At 62.8% G+C, this 23,795-nt stretch carries 13 protein-coding genes and 1 pseudogene; 9 read left to right on the forward strand and 5 right to left on the reverse strand.

From position 1 onward, the window contains the following. Positions 1-89 precede the first annotated feature (89 nt). Entirely contained in the window at positions 90-1,187 is a 1,098-nt protein-coding gene (locus ACFWUP_RS28550) for a HipA domain-containing protein (RefSeq protein WP_379239068.1), read from the forward strand. A gap of 107 nt (positions 1,188-1,294) precedes the next feature. Here the strand turns inward: ACFWUP_RS28550 and ACFWUP_RS28555 are convergent, their stop codons facing one another. Further along, a complete protein-coding gene (locus ACFWUP_RS28555; RefSeq protein ID WP_379239069.1) occupies positions 1,295-2,566 on the reverse strand; it encodes a hypothetical protein in 1,272 nt (423 codons plus the stop codon). A 1,004-nt stretch (positions 2,567-3,570) separates the two neighbouring features. Between ACFWUP_RS28555 and ACFWUP_RS28560 the strand changes: the two genes are divergently transcribed. From ACFWUP_RS28560 to argS, 6 genes are all read left to right on the forward strand, one after another. Then, complete coding sequence (locus tag ACFWUP_RS28560; RefSeq protein WP_379239114.1) at positions 3,571-5,001, forward strand: helix-turn-helix domain-containing protein; 1,431 nt, start codon at positions 3,571-3,573, stop codon at positions 4,999-5,001. 16 nt (positions 5,002-5,017) lie between these two features. Further along, positions 5,018-6,127 carry a hypothetical protein gene (locus ACFWUP_RS28565; protein WP_379239070.1) on the forward strand — a complete coding sequence of 370 codons (1,110 nt, stop codon included), beginning with the start codon at positions 5,018-5,020 and terminating at the stop codon, positions 6,125-6,127. Between the two features lie 72 nt (positions 6,128-6,199). After that, a complete protein-coding gene (locus ACFWUP_RS28570) occupies positions 6,200-7,693 on the forward strand; it encodes a pyridoxal phosphate-dependent decarboxylase family protein (protein WP_379239071.1) in 1,494 nt (497 codons plus the stop codon). After that, entirely contained in the window at positions 7,690-8,607 is a 918-nt protein-coding gene (locus tag ACFWUP_RS28575; protein ID WP_379239072.1) for a methyltransferase, read from the forward strand. The genes ACFWUP_RS28570 and ACFWUP_RS28575 overlap by 4 nt, the downstream gene beginning before the upstream one ends. Then, a complete protein-coding gene (locus ACFWUP_RS28580) occupies positions 8,604-9,329 on the forward strand; it encodes a hypothetical protein (RefSeq protein WP_379239073.1) in 726 nt (241 codons plus the stop codon). The genes ACFWUP_RS28575 and ACFWUP_RS28580 overlap by 4 nt, the downstream gene beginning before the upstream one ends. 47 nt (positions 9,330-9,376) lie before the next feature. After that, positions 9,377-11,143, forward strand: a complete 1,767-nt coding sequence (gene argS / locus ACFWUP_RS28585; RefSeq protein ID WP_379239074.1) for an arginine--tRNA ligase — start codon at positions 9,377-9,379, stop codon at positions 11,141-11,143. 226 nt (positions 11,144-11,369) lie between these two features. On the opposite strand, the gene ACFWUP_RS28590 is transcribed toward argS, so the two are convergent. The 4 genes and pseudogenes from ACFWUP_RS28590 to ACFWUP_RS28605 form a co-directional block, all read right to left on the reverse strand. Then, complete coding sequence (locus ACFWUP_RS28590; RefSeq protein WP_379239075.1) at positions 11,370-13,247, reverse strand: DUF262 domain-containing protein; 1,878 nt, start codon at positions 13,245-13,247, stop codon at positions 11,370-11,372. Between the two features lie 89 nt (positions 13,248-13,336). After that, positions 13,337-13,894 carry a DUF4352 domain-containing protein gene (locus ACFWUP_RS28595; RefSeq protein ID WP_379239076.1) on the reverse strand — a complete coding sequence of 186 codons (558 nt, stop codon included), beginning with the start codon at positions 13,892-13,894 and terminating at the stop codon, positions 13,337-13,339. Positions 13,895-13,937: 43 nt separating this feature from the next. Further along, positions 13,938-18,524: an Eco57I restriction-modification methylase domain-containing protein gene (locus ACFWUP_RS28600; protein WP_379239077.1), complete on the reverse strand. Its 4,587-nt coding sequence runs from the start codon at positions 18,522-18,524 to the stop codon at positions 13,938-13,940. Between the two features lie 2 nt (positions 18,525-18,526). After that, a pseudogene (locus tag ACFWUP_RS28605) lies at positions 18,527-21,408 on the reverse strand (helicase-related protein). A 239-nt stretch (positions 21,409-21,647) separates the two neighbouring features. Between ACFWUP_RS28605 and ACFWUP_RS28610 the strand changes: the two are divergent. Together ACFWUP_RS28610 and ACFWUP_RS28615 are read left to right on the forward strand one after the other, a co-directional pair. Then, positions 21,648-22,346, forward strand: a complete 699-nt coding sequence (locus tag ACFWUP_RS28610; RefSeq protein WP_379239078.1) for a hypothetical protein — start codon at positions 21,648-21,650, stop codon at positions 22,344-22,346. Further along, complete coding sequence (locus tag ACFWUP_RS28615; protein WP_379239079.1) at positions 22,339-23,754, forward strand: serine/threonine-protein kinase; 1,416 nt, start codon at positions 22,339-22,341, stop codon at positions 23,752-23,754. Before ACFWUP_RS28610 ends, ACFWUP_RS28615 begins: the two co-directional genes overlap by 8 nt. Positions 23,755-23,795 lie beyond the last annotated feature (41 nt).

Genomic DNA, 23,795 nt, shown 5'->3' on the forward strand with positions numbered 1-23,795 from the left:
ATACCGGAAACGAGGTGAACGAACCCGCCCTCGAACTCAGCGCCTGACCCATTGAACCGAAGGATTTGCGTTACACCACTACTGGGGACTTGACCATATCGCTGTCCCTGCCACGCGACGGCGGTGCCACTCGCAGCGCTGCATCGAACTTCCTGGACAACCTGTTGCCGGACAACGCTTCGGCGCGGCAACGGATGGCATCGGTGTACGGGGTCGGATCGATGGATACCGTTGAACTTCTCGCCGAGGCAGGTGGTGATGTCGCGGGTGGATTGGTGCTTTCGGCGCGGGAGGAACCGCCGACGGCCGGGCCGCTGGTACTGGATCCGGCCAGTGACGCCGACGTCGCAGGCCGCATCGACGCGGTGAAACGTTCGCCTGATCAGTGGATAGACGCGTCGACACCGGCCCGATTCTCCTTGGCTGGTACGCAGGGGAAATTCGCCCTCGCCGATATCGGTGGCGAGTGGTATTGGTCGAACGCCACGGTGCCCTCGACACACATCGTCAAGCCGGCGCGGCCTGGACTGGTCGGATTGGAAGATGCGGAGGCGATGGCGATGACGCTGGCCGCTCAGGTCGGTGTCGGTGCACCGAGCGCGCGAGTTGTTCACATGCTCGATCAAACCGCGTACCTCGTCGAGCGGTTCGATCGAGTGCGGTCCGGGCAGATCGCGGTGCGCCTGCACGCCGAAGACATCGCACAGGCGATGGGCCGGGGCCCCGACGAGAAGTACGGGGTCTCCGCCGTCCAGGTCATCCGACTGCTCCGCGAGCAGGTCGATGACGAAGTCGCCTACGATTTCATCCGGCAACTGGCCCTCAACACGTTCCTGGGTAACGCGGACGCGCACGCCAAGAACTACTCGTTGCTGTTGCGCCACAACAGCATTGCCCTGTCGCCGATGTACGACGTTGTGCCGGTCGGTTTGTACCCGGACTTCGATCAGAAATTGGCGATGCGCATCGGTGGAGCCCGGTACGCGGCCGAGGTCACTGCGGCGCATTGGCGCAAGCTTGCCCGGACATCCGGGCTCGTGGAAGACCGCGTCTCCGAAACGGTGACGGCACTGGCGAGTTCGCTTCGAGAAGCTGTCAGCTCACTGTCAGCAGGCTCGGCGGTTGATGGGATCACGCGTAGTCGCGACCTCGTCTACGACAACACGAAGTCATTCGTGAGTGGCTGAACGACTTGCCGAATCTCGTTCGCTTCGAGGGTCCCGGCAGGAGCTGCAAAGCCCGCTGCGGCAGCCGCGAGCTCGTTGCGCGCCGATTGTTCGAGGCCACGCTGTCGCTACTTACTCCACGGTGATTCGGTGTCGTCCGTGTCCGGTTGGGCTTCTCTGCGGCGGTGGGCCGCGACGCGTTGGGCGCTGCGGCCGAGGATGTCCAAGCCGGTCGCGCCGGCGTCGAGTCCGCGCGAGCCCAGCACCTTGGCCGAGTCGCCGAAGGACTTGATGCGAATTCCGAGTTCGGCGAGGGCGTCTCGCACGGTCGGGTCCTCATGATCGTGCCATCCGAGGACTTCTGCCCGACGTGCGGTTGCGAAACTGTCGAGGTCGCACCGCAGTTGCACGCCGTCGCGCTTGAGTTGGGTCGTCGACAACCATCGCAGGAGCTCGAGGGGCTTGATCGCCGCGTAGCTCGCGAGCTCGGCACGAGCTTTGAGCAACAGCTCGCTGTCGGAGTCGAGCTGTTCGGCGAGTATTCGGCGGGCAGTCGCGATCACCAGCTCGAGGTTGGCGAACTCGGTTTCGCGGACTCGTTCGATGCGCAGGCGTTGCCACTGATACATCGAATCCTGCGCGAGCGCGAGCAACTCGAGGGTTTCGCCCAGGCGATTGTCGCGCACTGCCCGTGTCAGGTATTTGGCGCGATCTTGCACGGGTTTCGTGCGGTCGAAACCATTGATGGTTTTGTTGATGTGGGCGCGCAGGCGCTCCACGACTGTCTCGATTGTCGGTCCCAAGTGTGCGACCGAGTCCCAGTCGACCGCGGGCAGCGTGCCGGTTTCATCGAGCGTGCGCACGATCCGCGTCAACGATCGGTGATGCCCGATGACGTCACCGATCGTGGTTGCCTTGGCCAGGTTCAACACCTGATCAACGGTGCCTTCGACACGCTCGATGGCCGCAGTTGTCTCAGCGATCGCGGTCTGAAGAGCGATCGTCGCGACGGCCATTTGCAGCGAGAGCGCTTTGGTCCCCGCCAGTTGTACTGGCTGCCATTGCATTTGGCCGCGAAAGCGCCCGGCGACGTCGGTGACTGTCATCCGGTTGAAGCCCGATTCCCCAGGAATGACTTTGAACTTGCGCAACAACTCGATATCGGCCGGCCGGATCCGGACGAAGGTTCCGTGCTGAGCGCCGATCGCAGCCAGCCCGGTGGCCAGGGCAGCCGCGCCGGTGACGGTTTGGGCGTCCACGCCGGCCACTTCGACCAATTCCACCGCGTTGAAGCGCAGCTTGCGCAAGTACGTGGCAACAGCATCGGCGTCGCCAGCGACAAGTAGCCCCTCCGGTTCAACGGAAACGCTGAGAGCGGTCTCGCTATCGGGCTGATCCACCGTTGGTCCTCTGCTCGGCTGGCGCTGTGTGGCCAGGCTACTTGCAGATTGTCGAGATCGTTGGCGGTCCCGAAGACAACGGCTCCAGCGTCTGACGGATCAGCGGCTCCACGCTCACCCAGTCGAGGCCGCCATGCCCGCACCCGAGCGCCGGGATGGCCACCGATCGGATCTCGCTCCGCTCGATGGTCTCGGCAAGGGACGGTAGGCCACGTCGGCCACGTCGGCCAGGCGGCTGGGGGAGCGCCAGTGTCGTTTCGTCGAGAAGTTGATGATGAACCGCGGACCGCTCGTGGCGCCGGTTGCCCACACGTGCATCGCACCGATCTGAACTTCGCCGGCCCGTGCGGCTCGGGCGTACTCCCGAAACATCTCCGGGTGGTCTGTTTGAACTGCAACGCGATCCCCTTGCCCATCACGCCGACTGTGCTGACGGCGTTGACGAGCGCTTCGACGTCGGCGTTGAGGAGGTCGCCGGATTGCACACGGATCATGTCGTCACCGTGAGGCACCGTGCCGAAATATGTCCTGGAACAGTGCCTCTCTTCGGGGAAGCGATCGTGCAACGCCGTGGCGGGACGAGGGGCATCACGCGTTACCTCTTGGGCGGCAGGGGCATTGCCTCGGCTCGCAGTTCAAGAAGTTGCGCGGCCTGGGCGGCGGTGATGACACCTCGGGCCCTCCCGAGCTCTATCACCTGTTCCATCCCCTGTAACAAGCCATCATTCAAGGCGGCCACGGCCTTGGCGATACCACTCTCAGGTACTTCGGCGTTCACGAAAATCCTCCCGTATCGGCTGGCAGTCTGTGCTGGCTGATGAGCAAGCTACAGTCCGGCACCGACAAGAACCGGAATCGGCGCGAACGCAAGGGTGGCGCCCGCAGTTGAACGAGTGCTCGGCGTCGAAAACTGCTGACAGAAGTCCATTTATCTGCTCGAATAGTCACCGACCGCGAATCTCAACGGTCACGAACTGGCTGGGTAGGAGCCGATCGTGGATGGGATGCAGACGTCGGGGTGGTTGCGGCGCGACGGGGATGGCGTTGCGCCGCCGACGGTCGGCCAGGTTGTTCGTGAGTACCGGCTCGCGGGCGGGGCCAATCAGGCCGCGGTCGCTGATGCGTTGGGGATCACGCAGCAGTTCCTGAGCCAGGTCGAGAAAGGAACACGCAAGGCCACGCTGGAGCAACGGCAAGGATTCGCGCGGGTTTTGGGGATCCCTCCCGAGGAACTCGGAATCGCGGGCCGCGCTCACCGCCGGGCGGGCGCCGATGACACCCGTGCGGTGGCTACCAGCCGAGGTCGGTGGCGAGTCCAACGCAACTGGCTGAATCACCACCGCGACGATCTGGCGAGACTGGCGACCGCATGGTATCCGGAAGAATACCGGCTTCCGAGGACGTCGCTGATCACTCTCGATGGTTGGCTGCCAACTGCCCCAGTAGATTTGGAATCACTCTCTCTCGAACTCGACGAAGGACCGCAACTCGCCGACATCACCGGTGCCGAGCGAGAGACTGCGCCCGTGCGCCCGCTGCGCGTTCCCGGGCTCGCCTTCGAGACGTATTCCGCGGCGGTGAAGCATCTTGACCCGCCGCAACTTTTCGAGTCGAGACCGAGCTACCGGTATCTCGGCGGGACGGTCACATCCGGTGTATTGGACTTCGGGCTGGCCAGCTACTTCGACAAACTCGATGTAAGCGAGGCGCTCGCGCACGAGTTGGCTGCGGCTTGTCTGGCTCATCCGACCACTGACGTCTCGGACTTGAGGGGCTGCTTGCCTTTCCGCGAGCTCATCGGAGATCCGTTCGATCCGGCTCGCCGCGCGATCATTCCGGCAATCACGACGTTGACGATCCGGCTGCGAAGGTTCCCAGCACCGCCGTCGTTTCTGCTGCACTGGCGGGATCCTTCTCGTGTCGCGACTGCAGCCGGTGTCTACGACGTGATTCCGGCCGGTGAGTTCCAGCCGTCGAGTCTGGGGTTGTGGGACCGCCGCAACGATTTCTCCCTGTGGCGCAACATGGTTCGGGAGTATTCAGAGGAGGTACTCGGCCATCTAGAACACGATGGGACGCGAAGCGTTCCGATCGATTACGCGAATTGGTCGTTCTATCAGCAGCTCAGTGCGGCACGTGCGCAGGGAAAGGTCACCGCGCATCTACTCGGATTCGGGCTCGATGCGCTGACATTGGCAGCCACGTTGCTCACGGTGGTCGTCATCGACGACGACGTGTTCGACGAAATCTTCGGCACGATGGTGCAGTTCAACGAGGAAGGCGAGGTCGTTGGCATCGGTGATGGGCGAGCCGCCGATGGAGTGCCGTTCACCGAGGAGTCGGTGACGCGGATGCTGGAAGCCGAACCCATGGCTGCGCCGGGAGCAGCGTGCTTGGCTCTTGCATGGCAGCATCGAGACAGCTTGATCAGCTGAGGAATCTGGAGATCATATGCCCACGCAATCGCGCACCCTGACCGACAGCGAGCAGGCGTGGGTCCGAACCCGCTCCTATCTGCGTGAACACCGAACCGCATTGGACCTGGCCGCGGCGGGGGAGTACCCAAACGCACACCGTGTGGCCGATTCCGCGCTACTTACACGACGCGAGTGGCTGCCGACCTCGCCAATTCCGTTGAACGACATCAGGCTGGATTGGTCTCCCACAGGCGCTCTGTCGTCGGCGGTCCATTCGCCGCGCAGTTCGGTCCTGCCTGTGCGCGCTGAGGGCGGGGAGTATGAGACATATTCCGCAGCGGTCGGCGATGTCGCGGCACCGACAGTCTTCGAGAATCGTCCGACCTACCGACTGTTTCGTGCGGAGTTGACTGGTCCAACGCCAACCCTGCAATTCGGCCTGGGGCATTACTTCGACAGTGTGGATATAGGGGAAGCGGCTGCTCACGAGTTCGCCGTTGCCTACCGCGACGGACAGGTCGCACCAGGCGTACGCGCCGCGATCACCGACCCATGTGACCTCGAGCAACGTCGTGCGAATCTCGCGATCAGCACGCTCACAATCCGGCGCGACGTCGACACCGGCGAGCGGTCGTTCCTGCTGCACTGGCGTGACCCACGCAAGGTTGGCCACGCCGGCGGGATGTATCAGGTGGTCCCGGTCGGCATCTTCCAGCCCTCGGCGTACGCCGAGTGGAACGTGGGAAATGACTTCTCCCTGTGGCGCAACATGATCCGTGAGTTTTCCGAGGAACTGTGTGGTGCCGACGAAGACCATGGCAGCGAGAATGCGCCGATCGGCTACGAGTCGTGGGAATTCGCTTCGAGGCTCACGGAAGGGCTCGGCGACGGATCGGTCGAGGCCTATTGCTTGGGCCTTGGCGTTGATCCTCTCAGCTTCGCCACGGATCTGCTGACCACTGTGATCATCGACGGGCCGGTCTTCGATGAACTATTCGGCGGAATCGTGACCGACAACGATGAGGGGCGCGTGCTCGAGTTGCAGCCCTTCACTTCAGAGCGGGTCGAGCAGATCATCGCGGAGCATCCGATCCAAGCCGCAGGGGCCGCAGCCCTTCGGCTGGCGATCTCTGAACTGCCCTGACTCGATACAACAGGCTGTTGTACAGCAGCCTGTTGTTGGAACCACCGCCATGGTCGGAGAGACGCTGGGGCGGTGAAGAATTCAGAGATAACAACGACCGGCCTGTTGCACCGCGCCGTCGATATCGGCTTGCAGTTCAAGGCTCGCCCCGAGATATTCGGTCGGCGAAGCACCACACGCGAGATCCGAGACCTGCTGGTCACTGAGCTCCCAGTGCAGCCCATGACCGGTGAGGAGGTCCTGGCCGAATTCGTTGATCACGTGCTGCCGCTGTGCAAGAACGAGGCATCGCCACGGTTCATGGGTTTCGGTGACACCGGCGATGATCAGCTCGCCCTGATGGGCAGCGCACTGGCCGTGCTGACGCAGCAGAACATGATCAACCAGTCGTTCGATAGCCCGAGTGCCACCTTCGTCGAGATCGCCGTATTGCGATGGCTACGAGACCTGCTCGGCTATCCGAGTCCACCGGTCGATGCGGTGCACACGGTATGGGATGTGGGCGGCATGGTCACTCCGGGCGGGACGACCAGCAATACCGTCGCGATGATGCTGGCCAGGGAAGCGACAGCGCCGGGCACGATGCAGACCGGCGTCACCAACCTGGGCCGGATGGGAGTGGTGGTTCCGAAGGGGATCGGGCACTACAGCGTGAAGGCGGCGTTGACGTGGATCGGGTGCGGAGCGCAGGTGATCGAAGTCCCCACCGACGGATTCCGCTACGAGAGAAGCGAACTCGCCCGAACGCTGCGGGAGAATGCTGATCGCGTGATGGCGGTGATTGCCTATGCCGGTGACAGCCGAACCCAGACGGTCGAGGATCTGCGGGCTGTGAACGATCTCGTGCGAGCAGTCGACCCGAGAATTTGGTTGCACGCGGACGCGTGCTGGGGGCTGCTCGCGGCATTCAGCCCGAAACTGCGGGACAAGATCGACGGCATCGCCGAGTTCGACAGCATCACCGTGGACCCGCACAAGATCATGGCCGTGCCCTACGGGCTGAGTGCGCTGCTGGTGCGTAAACCTGCTGTGCTGCGGACCATCTCGACCTACTCCGACCTGATCATGCAGGAGGACTTCGCCTTCGGTCAGGTCACTCCGTTCATCGGCACCAAAGGCTGGATGTCGCTGAAGCTGTGGATGATGATGCTCGGTCGCGGACGAGCGGGACTCGCAGAACTCGCCGACCATCGGCGGAAGCTGGCTCGACGATTCGCTGAGTTGGTCGATGCGCACCCACGACTGGTTCGGCTCAACGAACCAGACCTGGCGGCGGTTGTCTTCGCCTACCTGCCTGCGGGCATCGTGCCCGGACGTGTCGACGAGTTCGGGCTGGACCGCGTCAATCAGCTCAACATCGCCCTCCACGATCGGATCCTCGCCGAAGGCCGCTGGCACCTGCACCAATTCACGCTGCCGGATGACCTGGGCCGCCTACGAAAAGGATCGGTCGTGTATCCGCTGCGGTTCATGGCCAACAACCCTGGCCTCACCGAAACCCACATGCATGAAGTTCTCGCCTACCTCGACCATCTCGCCTCGGATCTGGAGGAACAAGCAGCATGACGAATTCAAGTTTTCGCGCGGTGTACGAGGCAGCCGGCACCTACGACAAGCTGCTGTTGCAGCATTTCTACGGCGGCACGGAAGACATCGACCTGGTTGCGGACTGGCTCACCGAGCATCATGCGGCACCGCGTGCAGCGTTGAATGTTGTCGAATTCGGCTGCGGCACCGGCAGAATCACGGACGCGATCGCACCATATGCCCGAAATCTCGTGCTGGCCGATTACAGCGAAACGATGGTAGTCGCGGTCGCACAGATGTTCCCCGACGCGCAAACGATTTGCGCGGACACCAGCGACGCCGTGACCTCCCTGCTCGCGGCCGACCGAGCGGCGACCTTCGACCTGGTGACGGCGTTCTGGTCGTTGAGCTACCCGATCGGCGAGTTCTTCGAGGAGCTGTCGCCAGCGGGCGTGCGGCCACGGTGTGACCAGGCCGTCGCCGCAGACCAAGCGCGGAAGTTCGTGCTCGACCTGGTTGGGCTGACCGCACCGGGCGGGCACTTGCTGGCCATGTTGTTCGACGCCGAAAGTTCGGAGCAGAAGTTGGTGACACAGGCCTGGGAAACAGTCGCTCCATTCCCCGGCGGTGGCCGCGCTTACACCCGGCACGTCCTGATCGACGCGCTTCGCGAGGCCGAGAACCGCGGCGACGGCACGCTGACCCACACACGGCTCGGGGGAGTGGCCTGGGCTCCCACACGTGAATCCGCCCGAGAATGGTTCTTCGGCGTCCATTTCAAGCACCACCCGCAATTGCTCGACGACCTCGAGCTCGAGCGGGCCGTGGAGGAGTTCATCGACCGGTACGAAATGCCGGAAGGTGGTGTCGCGCTGCCGAGTGGGGTCCATTTCATCGACTTCCACGCGGTCGCGCACCCGCGTGCATCGCTTCCGGATGGGTTGGCGTCGTGACTCCCGAACTGTTTGCCGCCGCGGCGCAGCTATGTCGCACCTACACTCCGGTCGGTGGCTACGGATTGGCGTACGGTTCGCAGGCCAGCGGCGCCGGTCACTCGGACTCGGACCTGGATCTGGTGTTGGTCGGACGGCATCGCCCCGGTTATCACATCATGAACGACCTGGTCACCGCCGTGTGCAAGATCCACGACGACTTCGGTCTGCGCAGTGACACGGAAGTCGATTACGAGACAAAGCTTTTCGCGACCTATACCGATGTCGACAGCGCAGTCGGGTTGCGGTGCTTCTCGCGGATCAGCGGTGTGCTCAGCCCGGATCCTGTCGTCGCCGAGCAACGCTGGCTGAATTCGTCGGCATTTGCTCAACGGCTTGTCCTCAATGCCCTGAGCAGTGAACACGTGTTCCTCGGCGGGAGCGTGGCGCGCTACCGCACTGACCGTGCGAGGGCGGAGCAGTCGATCGCCGTGCTCGCGATTTCGATACTGGGGGCGCTCGAACTGACCGTGTCTGACGCCGTACAGGCACTCGCCGAAGGGCCCGGAGCTGAGCGTGGCAAAGACTTCCTGGGCTACACACCGGGCCCTCGCCTGTACTCGACCGTTCAGGCTGGACTGGCATCGCTGGTCGCGCGGAATCTGGTCGAGGTGGTCGACGGTGTGCGGTTTCGCCGGTGCCATGTCCGAGACGAACAGGTCGGTCCTGGTCACGCCGCATGACGCACCTGCGACAATGGGCTCACCATCCCCATCGAAAGGAATCTAAGGTGAGCTCTGCCGGTATTGTGCCGCTGCTCGGACGTGTCGCTGCCGCTGTGTCGGAGGCGATCGTGCGAGTCCGCCCGGAAATGGCGGATGCGGACCCGGTAGTGCGACGATCCGATCGGGCCGACTTCCAATCCAACGCTGCATTGCCGTTGGCGAAGAAGGTCGGGATGCCACCGGCTCAACTCGGTGGCGAGCTCGCCGGCCAGCTTGATCTCGCTGAGGGTGTGATCGCCGATGTGCAGGTGTCGGGGCCAGGATTTCTGAACATTTCTCTCGCTGATCGGGCGATCTGGGAAAGCGTGGCTGCACGGCTGGCTGATGACCGTCTCGGTGTGCCAGCAACTGAGAGCGGGCATCGGGTGGTCATCGACTACTCCGCGCCGAACGTGGCGAAGGAGATGCATGTCGGGCATCTGCGGACCACGATCATCGGTGACAGCCTTGCCCGGATTTTCGGGTTTCTCGGTGCTGATGTCGTGCGCGCGAACCATCTCGGTGATTGGGGTACCCAGTTCGGGATGCTCATCCAGTACATCGACGAGCATCCCGAATCACCCTGGCACACTGGAGAACTCGAGGATGATACGAGTTCGGTGTCAGCGTTGGACAGCCTGTACAAAGCTGCCCGCGCCCAGTTCGACTCCGACCCCGCCTTCGCCGACCGGGCGCGGACGCGGGTGGTTGCCTTGCAAGCCGGCGACCCCGACACGGTCGCACGCTGGCGGGAGATCGTCGCCGAGTCTGAGAAGGCGTTCGGTGCGATCTATGACCGGCTCGGTGTCCTGCTCACCCCGGACGACTATGTCGGTGAGTCGTTCTACAACGACCAGCTCGCGGATACGGTCACCGAACTCATCGACAAGGGCGTAGCCGTCGACAGCGACGGCTCGATCGTCGTCTTGTCCGAGCAGGTCACAGGCCCTGACGATCAGCCTGTCGTACTCATGGCCCGCAAGCGTGACGGCGGGTACGGCTATGACAGCACCGACCTGGCCACCATTCGGTACCGCATCTCGTCGCTGCACGCGGACCGGCTGCTGTATGTCACCGATTCACGACAGGCTTTGCATTTTCAGCTGATCTTCGAAGCGGCGCGGCGAGTCGGGTGGCTCACCGAGGCGATCCAGGTCGATCACGTGGCTTACGGCACGATCCTGGGGCCCGATGGCAAACCGTTCAAAACCCGTGCGGGTGGGACTGTTCGGTTGATGGACCTGCTCGACGAAGCCGCTGCACGCGTCCGTGCTGTTGTCGCGGAGAAGAACCCGGACCTTTCTGCTGTCGAACTCGACACCATCGCCGAGCAGGCGGGCATCGGTGCGGTCAAGTACGCGGACCTGTCGACGTCGCGGGTCAAGGACTATACCTTCGACCTGGACCGGATGACGATGCTGAACGGCAATACCGGTGTTTACCTGCAGTATGCCCATGCTCGAGTGCGTTCGATCCTGCGCAAGGCCGACGCCACGACACTGTCCACGGTCAATACTGCAGTCCCGCTCGATCCGGCCGAGCGGGAGCTGGCGTTGGTGCTCGATGGCTACGGGACTGTCCTGGCCGAGGTAGCCGACGTACTGGAGCCGCACCGCCTGGCGGGCTACCTCTACGAGCTTGCCCGTTCCTACACCACCTTCTACGACGCGTGCCCGGTCCTCGCGGCTACTGAACCGATCCGATCGAACCGAATCGCGCTTTGCTGGTTGACTGCTCGAACCCTGGAACTCGGCCTGGGTCAGTTGGGAATGGCTGCACCGCAACGGATGTGACTTATCGGCCGGCCGCTCGCCCGTCCGCATCGGCGCTGCGTCCGGCCGACCGTCCGTAATCTCGCCGACAAGAAGTTCGAGGTGGAGCGGCAGGTCAGCCGGTCATGACATCGAGCGCCCTGGGTCAAGGCCCGACGTGCGGCAGGAGTTCGCTGTCACCTACTCGGCTGACGCCGGGGTGAAACGTCAGCCGAGGTAGCCCAGGTGAGGTGATGGCGGTGAAGATCTATGGCGCCGCGTACGGTCCGGCCCATACGGCGCATATCCGCTTCGTCAGGTCTACTGAACGGGATCGAATATCGTCGTCGGTCCACTGCTCGTGGTGCTCGTCGATGAGCTGCTTGTTCATCCGCAGCACACTGTATTTGCCGAGGAGGGAACGCTTTCCGCGGCCGGCTTCCTTGCCGGTTGGTGCTGCCACGGCCGCTTCTTCCTGGGTCCAGGGGCGATGAGACAACGAGCCGTTGAGCTTCTGGGTGACCAATGTGAGGTTGCCGAGTGTGTTGATCAAACGATCACGATCGGCGGCTTCGGACTCGTCGAGTCCGATATCCCAGTGGGTGCGCCACTGCCGCGGCATGACATGCTCGATTTGCAGCGTGTGCCCAATCTGGACGTCTTCGTTGTACTCGGTGCGAAGCTGATGCTCTACGCCTTCGAGTACCACTCGGAGCCGCCCCTGTCGAATGTTGCCGTACATCCGCAGGTTCGGTACTTCCGCGACCATCTCGTCGTCGGTCGGCCAACGTCGTGCCTCGGACCGCTGGACGGCAAGGAACCCAGCAACAATGGTGCCGATTGCTTCGCTGGCGTTCTCATCAAGCATCCCGAGAATGGACACCATGGTCTTGTTGACGTCCTTCATGGTTCGGCGTAGCAAGGTCCGGCGGATGACCCAGCTCTCGAGCGCCGATAGCGCCTGCCGCACTTGTGGTTCGGGAACCTTGTGGTTGTCAGAGATGATCCACATCAGTAGTGGCATCGTGGCTGCCAGTTCGAACTCTTGGACGACTCTGAAGTAGAACCTTCCTACCTCCGAGCCGTCTGGATTCTCAGCCATCAACCTGAACTTCTCGGCATCGCGGAGGAGTTCGGCGAGGAACGCTTCGGCTCTGTCGGAGGCCGACATCCGGTCGGCCGCGTACTCGGTGAACTTGCGGAACACGTCGTCGGTGAGGACCTCGTCCCGGGTGCGCATGGTCAGCCAGTACTGCAGGAACGTGTCGATACGTGATCGCATATGTCGACCCTGAGAGGTCTCTTCGCGCCACCAGTCGTCGTCGAAGTCGCTCCAGAACCTATCCGGCCAATTGTCGGTTTCGGCGCCGATCTTCTCACCCTGCTGGAAGATCCAGTTCTTGATCAGATCAGCCTTGAGTAGGGGCGCTCCACGGTCGTTGAGCGTTTCGAAGATCAGCTGGTCGTCGTCGTGTCCTGAGAGGTTGATCGCGACCAAGCACAATCGCGATTGCAGGACGTCGGTGAGTGCTTCCGCTCGCTGAGCCGCGATGACGTCGGCGTCGGCGTCGGCGTCGGCGTCGTCTGACGCTCCGCTGATCCAGGTGCGGATCTCATCCTGAAAGAAGCGGCTCGCCTCGATGATTCGGTGTTCAGCGAACGGTGCCAGGTCCGTGTCCTCGCTCATCACGGCAGCAAACGCATCCCGGTCGGAACGAGAAGGCCACACTTTGTACTGAGCTGGCTTGCCCTGGAATCTCTTGGCCCGGTTACACGTCAGCTCCGAGAGAGCCTCACCGTGGTCGTCGAACTTCAGCTCCGTCAAGACCTTTTGAGCGGCGTCGAGCATCACCTGCAACGTCGTGGTGCGCTGCTGTCCGTCGATGACTTCGTAGCGAGTCACGTCGCCGGTGATAGGCGCTTTAGCTTTGAACACTATGGCGCCGAGAAAATGTACCCCAATGGTGGCGAGAGTGTCTGCGGACTCACCGGCAGCAATCACCTTGTCGGCGAGGCGCTGCACGTCGCGCCAGAGTGGAGACCACTGGTCTTCCTCGGACCACACATACGGACGTTGAAACACCGGAATCTCGTACTGCACCGCACTGTCGAACAATGCCTTTGGCGCCCATGCGTCCGCCTTCATAGAATACTCCTTCTGGAAAATGGCCGGATGTTGTCCAGTTGCGGACTATATGCGGGAAGACGATTCGCCTCGAGTGCGGTACGAAAGGTTCAATCGGACTTGGCCGTAGGTGTGAGTTTTACGCGGGCGCCTGAGCCGAAGAAGCCGCCCTTGAATTCGATCGCTGTGGCGACCGTGCCTTTTGGGACGTCGAAGGCGATTGATTCTTCTTCTGTGAATCCGGGATTCAGGCTGGTGTGGCCGGAGGAGATGGGTTCAAATTCTCGGCCCTTTTCGTCGAAGAGTCGTTGTTGGCTGAGTGTGTAGTCCTGTGGCTCGTCGGATAGGTTGCTTGCTTGGAACTTTACGATGACGAACTCGCCTTGGGCTGTGTCTGAGAACAAGCCGTCGCGAGTCTCGGTGGCACCTTGCTCCCACGTGGTTATTGTGAATTTTATGCCGTCGTCATGGACTGCGTTTCCTGCGGGGGCGGCTTTTGGGGTGTTTATTGACCCGGTCGCGACTCCGATACCGACGATGGCGACTGCCGCGAGGATGACGGCGATTCCCCAGTTCGGTATGCCCTTCTTCGGGGGCGGGCCGTAGTTTCGGGGGTAGTACGGCTGACCGTGCGGTGGTTGGGGTCCTGGGGGTGGCGGGTAGTTCATTGTGTCCTCATCTGGCTGCGGTGCGGTCTTCGTTTTGCGGTGTTCAGGTTGTGGCTTGGCGGGCGAGTTCGGCGAAGTGGTCGTGGGCGAGTTTCATGTCGCGTTCTCGGTCTACTGCGGTGAAGGGCTCTACGTATGTGATGCCGTCGATAGTGAGGTCGGATGGGGGGAGGGTGCCCTTTTTGCGGTATTCGGTGGCTAGTTTGGTGGGGAGTTGGCGGCCGGTGGTGTCGTAGAGGGCTTCGCGTTCGTATTTTTGGAGGACGGGGAATTGGGTGCGGTAGATGGTTAGGAGTTCTTCGGCGGTGATGTCGAGCATTACGGCTACTATGGAGTCGATTTCGATGAGGGCCTGGCGACGCTCGGCGGCGGTTCGGAGTGGCACCGCTATGGTCCAGTCTTGGGGAACTTGGCCCAGGCATTGGGGGGCAGGGGTGTGGTTCGAGACGTATGCCCAGGAGTCACGTTGCCACTCAGGCGAATACATTTCGTCCCACAGGGGTTTGTACTCTGCGATGAGGCAATTTAGCCGAAGAGTACGAAGGATCAGTGCAGCTTCTAGCATGTGACCTCGAATATGTGGGAGTCTGCCCACCGTGGGACCGGCTAGTTCGGTGAGGCCGGTTACTTTGACAAAGAAGTCCGCAACGATTGACGACCAGATCCCAGCAGCTATCACAAGGTCAGTACTGGATGGCAAGGCCGCGCTTCGAAGGAGATTGACGTGACAAGGGCCAGGCGGGATTATCGCTGCATGGAGTGAGCGTACTGTTGCGGGGTCAGCCATTCTGCGCCAAGCGATTCTGAAGAAGTCTGAGCTGGGTTTGCTGTCCCAGCTAGGGTATGCCGATCTGTAAACTTCCGACAGCGACGATCGCTGATAGTTTGTTCGCGGGATAAATTCGGAGGGAATGCTTTCTAGGTCAACCCGTGAGTAGTCCGATTGGCCGCGCATCGTCGGATTTGCCTCCTGGAATACTGGACATGCCACCGTCAGATGTGGGCCTTGAAGGATCACATCCCTCCATGATGTTGGAACTGCGGAGCGCGACTCGAAATGTCCAGCTCGCCGATCGGCGAGCTCGTTCCATCCCAATGCTGACCTATATGGGACTTCTGCAAGTCGTGGGCTTGAAGATATCTTTTGAATTACCGTTGCGCTGGCTCTATTGACTGGATAAACCATACGGGCCTCCGGAGCTGGTGTGCCCGGTTCGTCGAGAAGTTTTGCCCAACCAGCGAGGCTTGATTCAGATATTGTAGTGATCCGCTCTTGGTGTGGGTGAATATCCCAGTGGCCATTCGAATCCCTTACGCCCGGAGGAGTCCCGCTACCATCGTGATGGAATGATCTCTGTACTACGTCTGGGTGGTATATCCACGATGCTTGAGTGAATTCGATCGTATCTTGAAGCACGCCGTATACATGGACACCAAAATCCTTCTTGTCGCTTATCTCTCGGAAGATGTATGCGTTGTTCTTAAATGCCCAGTGACGTCGCAGATGGCGGTATGTGTAGGTCCTGAATATATTGGCGCGTAGCTCGGAGAAGTGGGTCTCTGGATGAATTAGTCCGACTATTCCTCTCTTGGACATGGTTCGCCATGTGTGCTCCATGAAACAGCGATATAAGTCGGGCCGAAGTCCGCGAAGGATAGGTCGTTCTGTAGCGGAGCTGAGGTGCTCGTTGATGCCGGACTGTGAGGCTCGCTCTGATAGAAGAGTGTCGCGCAATTCGCTTTCTCTGAAACTCGCGGCCATCTTCTCCAGGCGAGTGGTCTCCGAGATCTTGTCAGTCAGTTTCCACCACGGGTCGAACTCCGCGAGTGCGCCGGCTTGGTCCCAGTCGGGCCGAACCCACGGCGGGTTACCAACCTGGAGGTCGAACCCGCCTTGAGCGAATACTGGTGCGAAGTCCAGTTCCCAGTGGTGGAAGCCCTGAACTTCGGCGATTCGCGAAGCAACGGTGAGCCATGGGAACTCCGTCACAGCTGCATCGAACGACTTGGCCTGGGCGAATACCCGGTCGTTGTCTTCAGTGACGTCTAGTTCGGACCAGCCTAGGTCTGAGGCGAAGCTGGTTTGGCCGTACTTCTCGAACTTGCCAGCCTTGGCTGTGGTGCCGAGGATAGCTTCGAGGCCCCCGACCCACTGGTCCCAGTCCGGTGCCGCGATGTCGCCGGTGACTGGCCATGACCAGATCGCGCACCAAGCGTTCATCACACGACGCAACCGCTGATAGGAACCGTTCTCGTCGTTCAGGACCGCTTCGATTTGTTCGCGGGTGACTGCGGGAACATGGTCGATGGGTTCGCTGCGCCACAAGTGGAGATCGCGGCGAATTTCGGACTCGGCGATGGTCAGGCGGCGGAGGGTGAACTCCCATAGGGTTTCGACGCGTTGAGCGAGGGAGGCCAGGCGTTTGGTGATGTCTTTGGAAGGGGACTTGCGGATTTCGTTGCGCCACAAGCGGAGTTCTTCGCGCTGGTCGGGGGCGTAGGTTTTGGCTTCGGCGGTGTCGACTATGGCGCCCCAGCCTTCGGCGGGGAGGAGGAAGTGGTGGATGCCTGCGCCGATTTCGGTGCCGAGGGGGACGTCCTTGGGGACGGTTTTGAGCCAGGCCTTTTTGGTGAGGTCGGTGGGGGTGTAGACCGCTCGACGGGCGCCGATCAGGGAGTTGCCTCGGCGGAGGTGGAGGCCGAACCAGGGGGCTTGCAGGCCGGCGACCATGGTGTCGAGCCAGAGGGAGATTTCGGCTAGTTCGACGGCTGTTGCGTTGAGGTCGACGCCGTAGACCTGGTGGATGGCGATGTGGGCCTTCACCTTTTGGAGTTCGATCGTGTACTGGTCGGCGTCGATCAGTTCGCCGAGGTCTTCCTGCTTGCGCTTCAAGTATTCGGCGGCGAGCTGGCGGACAGCTTCGATCGCGAACGCGCCAGAGCCGAGGGCGGGTTCGCAGATGGTGAGGGACAGGATTTCGTCGGGGGTGGTGCGGTGGCCGTCTTGGTCGAGGAGTTCTTCGAGGGCCTGGGAGACGACGAACTTGGTCAGGACTTCGGGGGTGTAGTACGACGCGGACTGTTGGCGTTCGCGGCCGGCTAGGCGGAAGACGAAGGTGCCCTTGGGGTGGAGGACGGGCTTCTTTTCGCCGGTGGCGGGGTCTTCGATGCGGACGAAGTCGGATTCGGAGAGGTGGTCGGCTCGGTGGGTGGGGACTACCCAGGAGCCTTTTTCGGGGTTGCCGTCTTTGGCTACTTCGTAGAGGTCTTCTTCGGCGAAGAAGCCGGTGTAGGACATCAGGCCCTCGTAGACCGCGCCCAGTTGGTTGATGCCGAGTTCGGCATAGCTGATGAAGCCGCGGTCGGCGCCCTTGCGAGACTTGGATTCCTTGGTCAGCAGGAGGTGGGCGAGTACCTGTTGGGTGGCGTCGTTGCCGAGGCCTACCTCGTCGATCAGGGAGGTTGCCTTGGGGGAGAACAGGTCTGCGCGCAAACGGTTGAATTCGAGGCCGGGGGCGGGATCATCGGTGACGTTCTCGCGCACGGTCGGGGTGTGTCCGTTTTCCACCAACCAGAATAGTTTCGCCAGGGATTCGTAGAGGTGGGTGCCGGTGCGGGCGTGGTGGGAGACGAGTTCGGTGAGGGTTAGTTCGCGGAGGCGGTCGAGGCCGTAGCCCTCTTCGTATTCGGCTGCGCCGGTGGGGAGGACCTGCATTTCGGGGGAGGCTTCGGCGTAGAGCAGGAACAGGATTCGGTACAGGAAGCGCAGGGAGTGTTTGGCTAGTTCGTTGCCGTCGATGTTGTCCAGCGGGAGGTCGCGGGCGCGGCGGCGGTTGACGACCTCGTTGGCGATGATTTCGATGGAGAGGCGGATGCCTTCGCGGAGGTCCTTGGAGACGCCGACGGTGTGTTTCACCGAGTCTTCGAGGACGCCGGTCCACCAGATGTTGCCGTCGGCGTCGGGCTTCAACGCCTGATGGCCGAAGATGGCTGCGGCGCGGTCTATTTCGCCGCCGCGGGCGTCGTGGCGGCGTTCGGCTACGACCAGGAGGTCCAGGGCGAGGTAGCGGCCCTCGGCCCAGCGTTCGGCTTCGGCGAGGACGAGCCAGCGGCCTGCTTGGACTACGACGAATGCGGGTGGGGTGTCGGAGCGGAAGGCGGCTGAGACGGCTTTCGACGCGGACTCGAGTGATTTGTTGTCTTCGATGGCGGGGGTGATCAGTTCGCCCGTGCCGAGGAAGTCTTCGATCGATTCGACTGGTTTCGCTTGTAGGAACAGCACATTCGGGGTTTCGGCGAGGGCGGCATCGGGGATGACCAGTTCGGAGCCGGCGCGTTCGGCGGTGAATGGGGTCAGCTCGCCGTCGAAACCGAATGCCGCGCGGACAGCGGCACTTGATTTCAAGGCGGACTCGGGATTCTCAGCGAGTGCACCCAGCATAGTGTGCAGCTCACCCGCGGCGGACAGTAGCGAGCTGCGGACGGTCTTGCGGCCTTCCTTGGCCTCGGCGTCCCACGCCTTGCGCAGCTCCATGACCTTGCCGTGGAACGACTCCTTCACCGAATCGGTGGTGAAGTAGTGCTCCGAGATCCAATCCTCGCCGACGACGATGGAATCGAAAGAGGCCATGATTACTGGTCCTTTCCGGGGACGATCACCAGCAGGGGACGCACCAACTGCTGGGTGGGGCCTGGGATTCGGCGAGGCGTTGTTCTTCGGCGATCCGTTGGGCGTACTTGTCGACCTTCTTGCGCGCGCCGCCGAACAGTTCGAGTTGGTCGGCGCCGGAGTGCCAGCGTTCGGCGCGGCGGCGCCATTGGGCGAGGCGTTCGTTGGCGGTGCGTTCCTGTTCGCCGAGGACGAGTTTCATCGATTGGGTGGCGTTGTCGACGGCGAGGGGGATCAGCTGCTGGTAGCGGTCCGGGTCGGGGATGGGACCGGGGTTGGCGGTGTCGGGCTTCAAACCGGTGTCGGGCTTCAAACCGGTGTCGGTGAGCAGGAAGTCGAGGTTCTCCAGGGGGCTGGTGAAGGCCAGGCTCGGGCGGTCGGGGTCGGGGAATTCGACGGTGGAGAAGACGCGGGACACGAGCTGGCCGCGGCGGTTCATCAAGGTGCCCATCAGCAGGACCGTGACGGCGTCGACGCCGCCGCGGATGGCGAAGATCTGGTTGCGGCCGAGGGCGGACAGGGCGCGGTCGCTGGCCCAGTCGAGCACGGGGTGCAGGGGGCCGAGGAAGTGGGCTTCGGGCCAGGTGGTGTTGTTGATGCCTTTGCCCTGGCGGGCGGCGCGGAGCTGGGCGTTGCCGACCTGGGTGTTGGTGGCGAGCTTGAGCTGGGTGTCGATGCGGCCCTGCTCGCGGTAGTTCTGTGGGAGGTGGGCCAGGCGCTGGCGCAGGTCGCGGGGTGGAATCAGTTCGGCGATACCGTGATTGGCGTGCAGAGCCCAGCCGACGCCACCGTTGGCGGGAGTGGCGTGCGGGACGTCGTTGTAGGCGGCGTGGAGGGCTTCTTCGAGGAACTCGATGTCGTCGGCGTAGAGGCTTTGGCGAGGGCGCTCGGGAAGCTCTGGCACGTCGTCGGTGTCGAGTTGAGCGAAGAAGGAGTCGAAGTCGTCGCCGTCGAGGAGGTCTTCGACGGTGCGGACCTGGTCGTCGAGGGTTGCTTTGCCCGCGAGGACATCGCGGATGGCCGATTCCTCTTCGCCCACACTGTGCTTGCCCATCAGGGACGCGACATCGCCCAGGGTGGAGTGCGCCTGGTTCTCGCGTTCGAGCAGGCGCGACAGGACACGCAGGTCGCCGGAGAACTCGGGGTCAGAGGGTTCCAGGATGAGCGAGGAGATGACCGGCGGGAACTTCTGGCCGTAGCGGTCGACGCGGCCATTGCGCTGTTCGATGCGGATCAGCGACCAGGGGATGTCGTAGTGAATCAGGTTGTGGCACTGGGCGTGCAGGTTCACGCCCTCGGAGGCGACATCGCCGGTGACCAGCACGCGGATGGGGGAGGTTTCGAGTTTGAAGCTGTCGACGATCTCCTGCTGCTCCACATCCGACAGGCCGCCGTGCAGCATGGCGATGTTCTCCGGCTTCAGGCCTAGGGCGGCGGGCAGGAGCTCCTTTAGCCATTTCAAGGTGGCGACGCGTTCGGCGAAGACTACGGCGCGCATCGATGACTTCGGGCCGACGCCGATGTCTTTCAGGCGTGCGACCAGGGCGGCCTGCTTGCCTGCGGATTCGGTGAAGGCCTTGTCGTTGAGGTCGCTGAGGGTGTTCAGGGCGGCGAGTTCGATGTGCTGTTCGGGGGTGCCGTCGCGGAGTTTGTCGCGGCGCTGGTTGATCGACTCGCGCAGGGCGGCGGGGGAGGACAGGAAGGCCTTCGCCAGGGTCCAGGGGAACAGGCCCTTGGTTTCGCCGGAGTAGGGGGATGCACCCTGAGGGTGCAGCCACACCTGCGAAAGTTCCTGGGCAACAGCGTCTTCGGCGGGGGAGGGTTTGACGGGGAGATGCACGGGCTCAGCGCGTTCGGCCCAGTCGCTGCCGACCTCCGCGGCGACCTCGTCGTGGTGACGGTGCCTGCGGATCAGCAGGTTCTGCACGTCCTCCTTGGTGAAGGAGCCGTCGGCGGCGACCGCGGTGGGGTCGAGCAGGCGGAGTAGTTCGGCGAAGGATTCCTCGCGGCCGTTGTGCGGGGTGGCGGAGGCGAGGATCAGGGCCTCGGTGTTGGGGGCAAGGACTCGGGCCAATTCGTTGTTCTGGGTACCGACGTTGGTGAGGTTGTGGGACTCGTCGATCACCACCGCATCCCAGTGCTGGCGCTCCAGATGTGCTTTGTAGCGGGGGCTTTTGAGGGTGTCGATCGAGATGATCGCGCGCTTGTAATACGTGAAGGGGTTGCGGGTGGCGGGGAGTTTCTGGCGGACCTTCTGGATGCCCGCCGAGTCCAGGCGGACGAACGGGAGGGCGAAACGGCACCACAGTTCGTGCTGCATCTGTTCGAGGACGTGCTTGGGGGTGACGATGAGGATGCGCTCGCCACGGCCGCGGCGCACCAGTTCCGAGAGGATCATGCCGATCTCGAGGGTCTTGCCGAGGCCGACCGCATCCGCGAGGAGGATGCGGGGGCGGATGTGCTGGGGGTCAAGGGCTTTGGCGACGGCGGCGCGCTGGTAGCCGAGGGAGTCGGCGAGCATCTGCGTGGAGACGGTGACGGTCTGGTCGCCGTACGGGAAGGGGGTTTTGCGCAGCAGGGCCTCGAGCCACAGGCGGGAGTTGCGGTAGCCCGACGAACCGTCGGAAATGATCTTGGCCTTGGCGGGGTCGAGAACCTCGATGTGGTCGAGGCTTTCGTAGAACGTGGCGGTGGTGTCGGCGACCAGTTCGCCGAGGCCGCGCACCCGCAGTAGCCAGCCGTCGGAACCCTGTTCGGCCGAGGTGACCAGCCATTCCTCGTCGCGGACTACGACGATCGAGCCGGGGGCGACATTGAGCGCGCGGGGCTCGATGGCATTGGTCATCAGGGGCACTCCTGCTGGTCGACGCTGAGGAGATCCAATTTAGTACCGAATGGCACACATTCGGACTTCTGCATGTTTATCCGAGGTGTGACCCAAGGCTAGTGATTGCTGAAAACTATGTCAATTGACAATTTTGTCTTGTTTCGTGTTCGTGATCCGAGTTGGCTGGACCGGCTGTGTGGCCGTCACGCTGCTACCGTTGACGCACCCGAGAACGGACAGTGGGGAGGTGGCGATCGGTGGAGCGTGACGCGGCAGGGGCGCCGACGGAGCTGGTTGCCGACGATGTGCTCGCATCTGATGTCGCAACCTACACGGCGGCGCGAACATCCGTCCTGGACTTCTCCTCGCCTGCCACGCCGGAACTTGTCGCGGGGAACGGTCCGCGTCCGACGGTGTCGATCGGCGAGCTCGTCGAGGCTGAAGCGTTGCGTGTGCTGGAATCACCGCCCACGCTCGTCGCCACCGCGGACGGCGTTCCGATGTTGAGTGTTAAGGATATTCGTCTCGGCCGCGAGCCTTCGGTCAACGGTGACGGCGCAATACCCGGTGCGGTGACGGCGCAGCCGGGCGATGTGGTGCTGGTGACCGGAGGATGGCATGCCGTGGTGTCGGTGTGTGAGGAGGCCGCGTTACTCGGGCCCGGGATTTCGGTACTGCGGGTGAAGCCGAACGTCATCGATGCTTGGTTCCTGGCCGGTGTGGTGCGCGCGGCGCATGACGCCGCTGGGCAGATCGACCTGTTCGCGGTCGCGTTCCCCCGAGTGGCGATCGGTGAGCAGCGGGCGGCCGGCGCGGCGGTCGCACAACTGCTACACGCCGAGGCCTCCTGGCGCACTTCGCGTCTCGCGGTCGAACGGATGGTCGTCGCGGGTCTGGCCGGGCTGTCGTCGGGAACCCTGCGGGTTACGTCCGAGCATGGTGGGCCGCATGGCTGAGGGGGCGGTGCCGCGGATCGTCGGCGATCGCTACGAACTGATCGAAGTCATAGGGCGCGGTGGCATGGGGCAGGTGTTCCGGGGATTCGACCGCAAGCTCAAACGGCAGGTCGCGATCAAGATCATCCATCCGCGGCTGGCCGAGAACGACGAATGGGAACGGCGATTCGTGCGCGAGGCCGAACTCATGGCGCGGATGAGTCATCCGGGCATGGCTACGGTGTTCGATGCGGGTATCGAGCCGGGGCCGCCCGAACAGCCGTTCCTGATCATGGAATACATCAACGGTGTCACTCTCGACAGCTTGCTGTCCGCGCGGGGCCGACTCCCCGTGGGTGCTGTCGCCGGCATCGCGGCACAAACCGCGGCGGTACTCGCTGAAGCGCACGGGCACCGGATCTTTCACCGCGACCTCAAGCCGTCGAACCTCATGCTCTGTGCCGACGGCACGGTCCGGGTACTCGACTTCGGTATCGCGGTCGCCCTCGATGCTGATCAGACCCGGCTCACTCGCACCGGCTCCGGTATCGGGACACCGGAATACATGGCGCCTGAACAGGTTCGAGGCAAGACCGTGGTGCCGCAAACCGATCTCTATTCGCTCGGCTTGGTCATCTACGAACTGCTCACCGGTCAGCGGGCCATGCTCGGCTCCTCGGAGTTCGACACCATGTTCAACCAGATCACCGCCGCGCCACCGGTTCTCGTGCCCGAACGCGACGGGGTGCCGGACGAACTCGCGGTGCTCGTGACGAGCATGCTGGCCAAGGAACCCATCGACCGCCCGGCCGATGCGGCGGCAGTGCACGCGGTACTGATGCGGTATGTCGGTGCGCTCGACGGGTTGATGGAACGTCCGGAACCGGCAAGCCCGGCGCGGCTGTACGCGACAGCGGTCGGAGCATCGGCGTCGACCCGGACCGCGACGACTCGACTGCGGGCTGATGCTCCTGCCCCCGCTCCCGAATTCACTCGTGGAGACCTCGATCGGGCGGTGCGGCGCGCCCGCGACCTCGCCGACGAATCCCGCTATGTTCCTGCTATCGGTGGGCTGAAAGACCTTCTCGGCGTTGCTGTTCCGGAATTGGGATCGCGCGATGGGGATGTTGTCGATGCGCGAGTCCGGCTGGCTGACCTGTGTCTGGAATCCGGGGACAACACCCAAGCCGGCACCCTCTACAGCGATCTGATCGACGACCTCACCGCCGAACGCGGGCCCTATGACGATCAGGTCATGTACTGCCAGCGACAACTGGCTACCTGTCAGGTGCGCAGCGGTCAGGTACGGGCGGCGCTGACCCGGTTACGGAAGCTGCACACTCAGCTGGCTGCTTGGCATGGCGAGAGCGATGCGCGGGTAGTGCAGCTGGCGGAGATGATCGCCCAGATCAGGGCTGGTTCGAGGTAAAAGGGTGCCCATCTGCGGTACCGGTGAAACCTCGGCAGGTC

The organism is Nocardia sp. NPDC058658 (assembly GCF_042716665.1).
In the GTDB taxonomy this organism is placed as follows: Bacteria; Actinomycetota; Actinomycetes; order Mycobacteriales; family Mycobacteriaceae; genus Nocardia.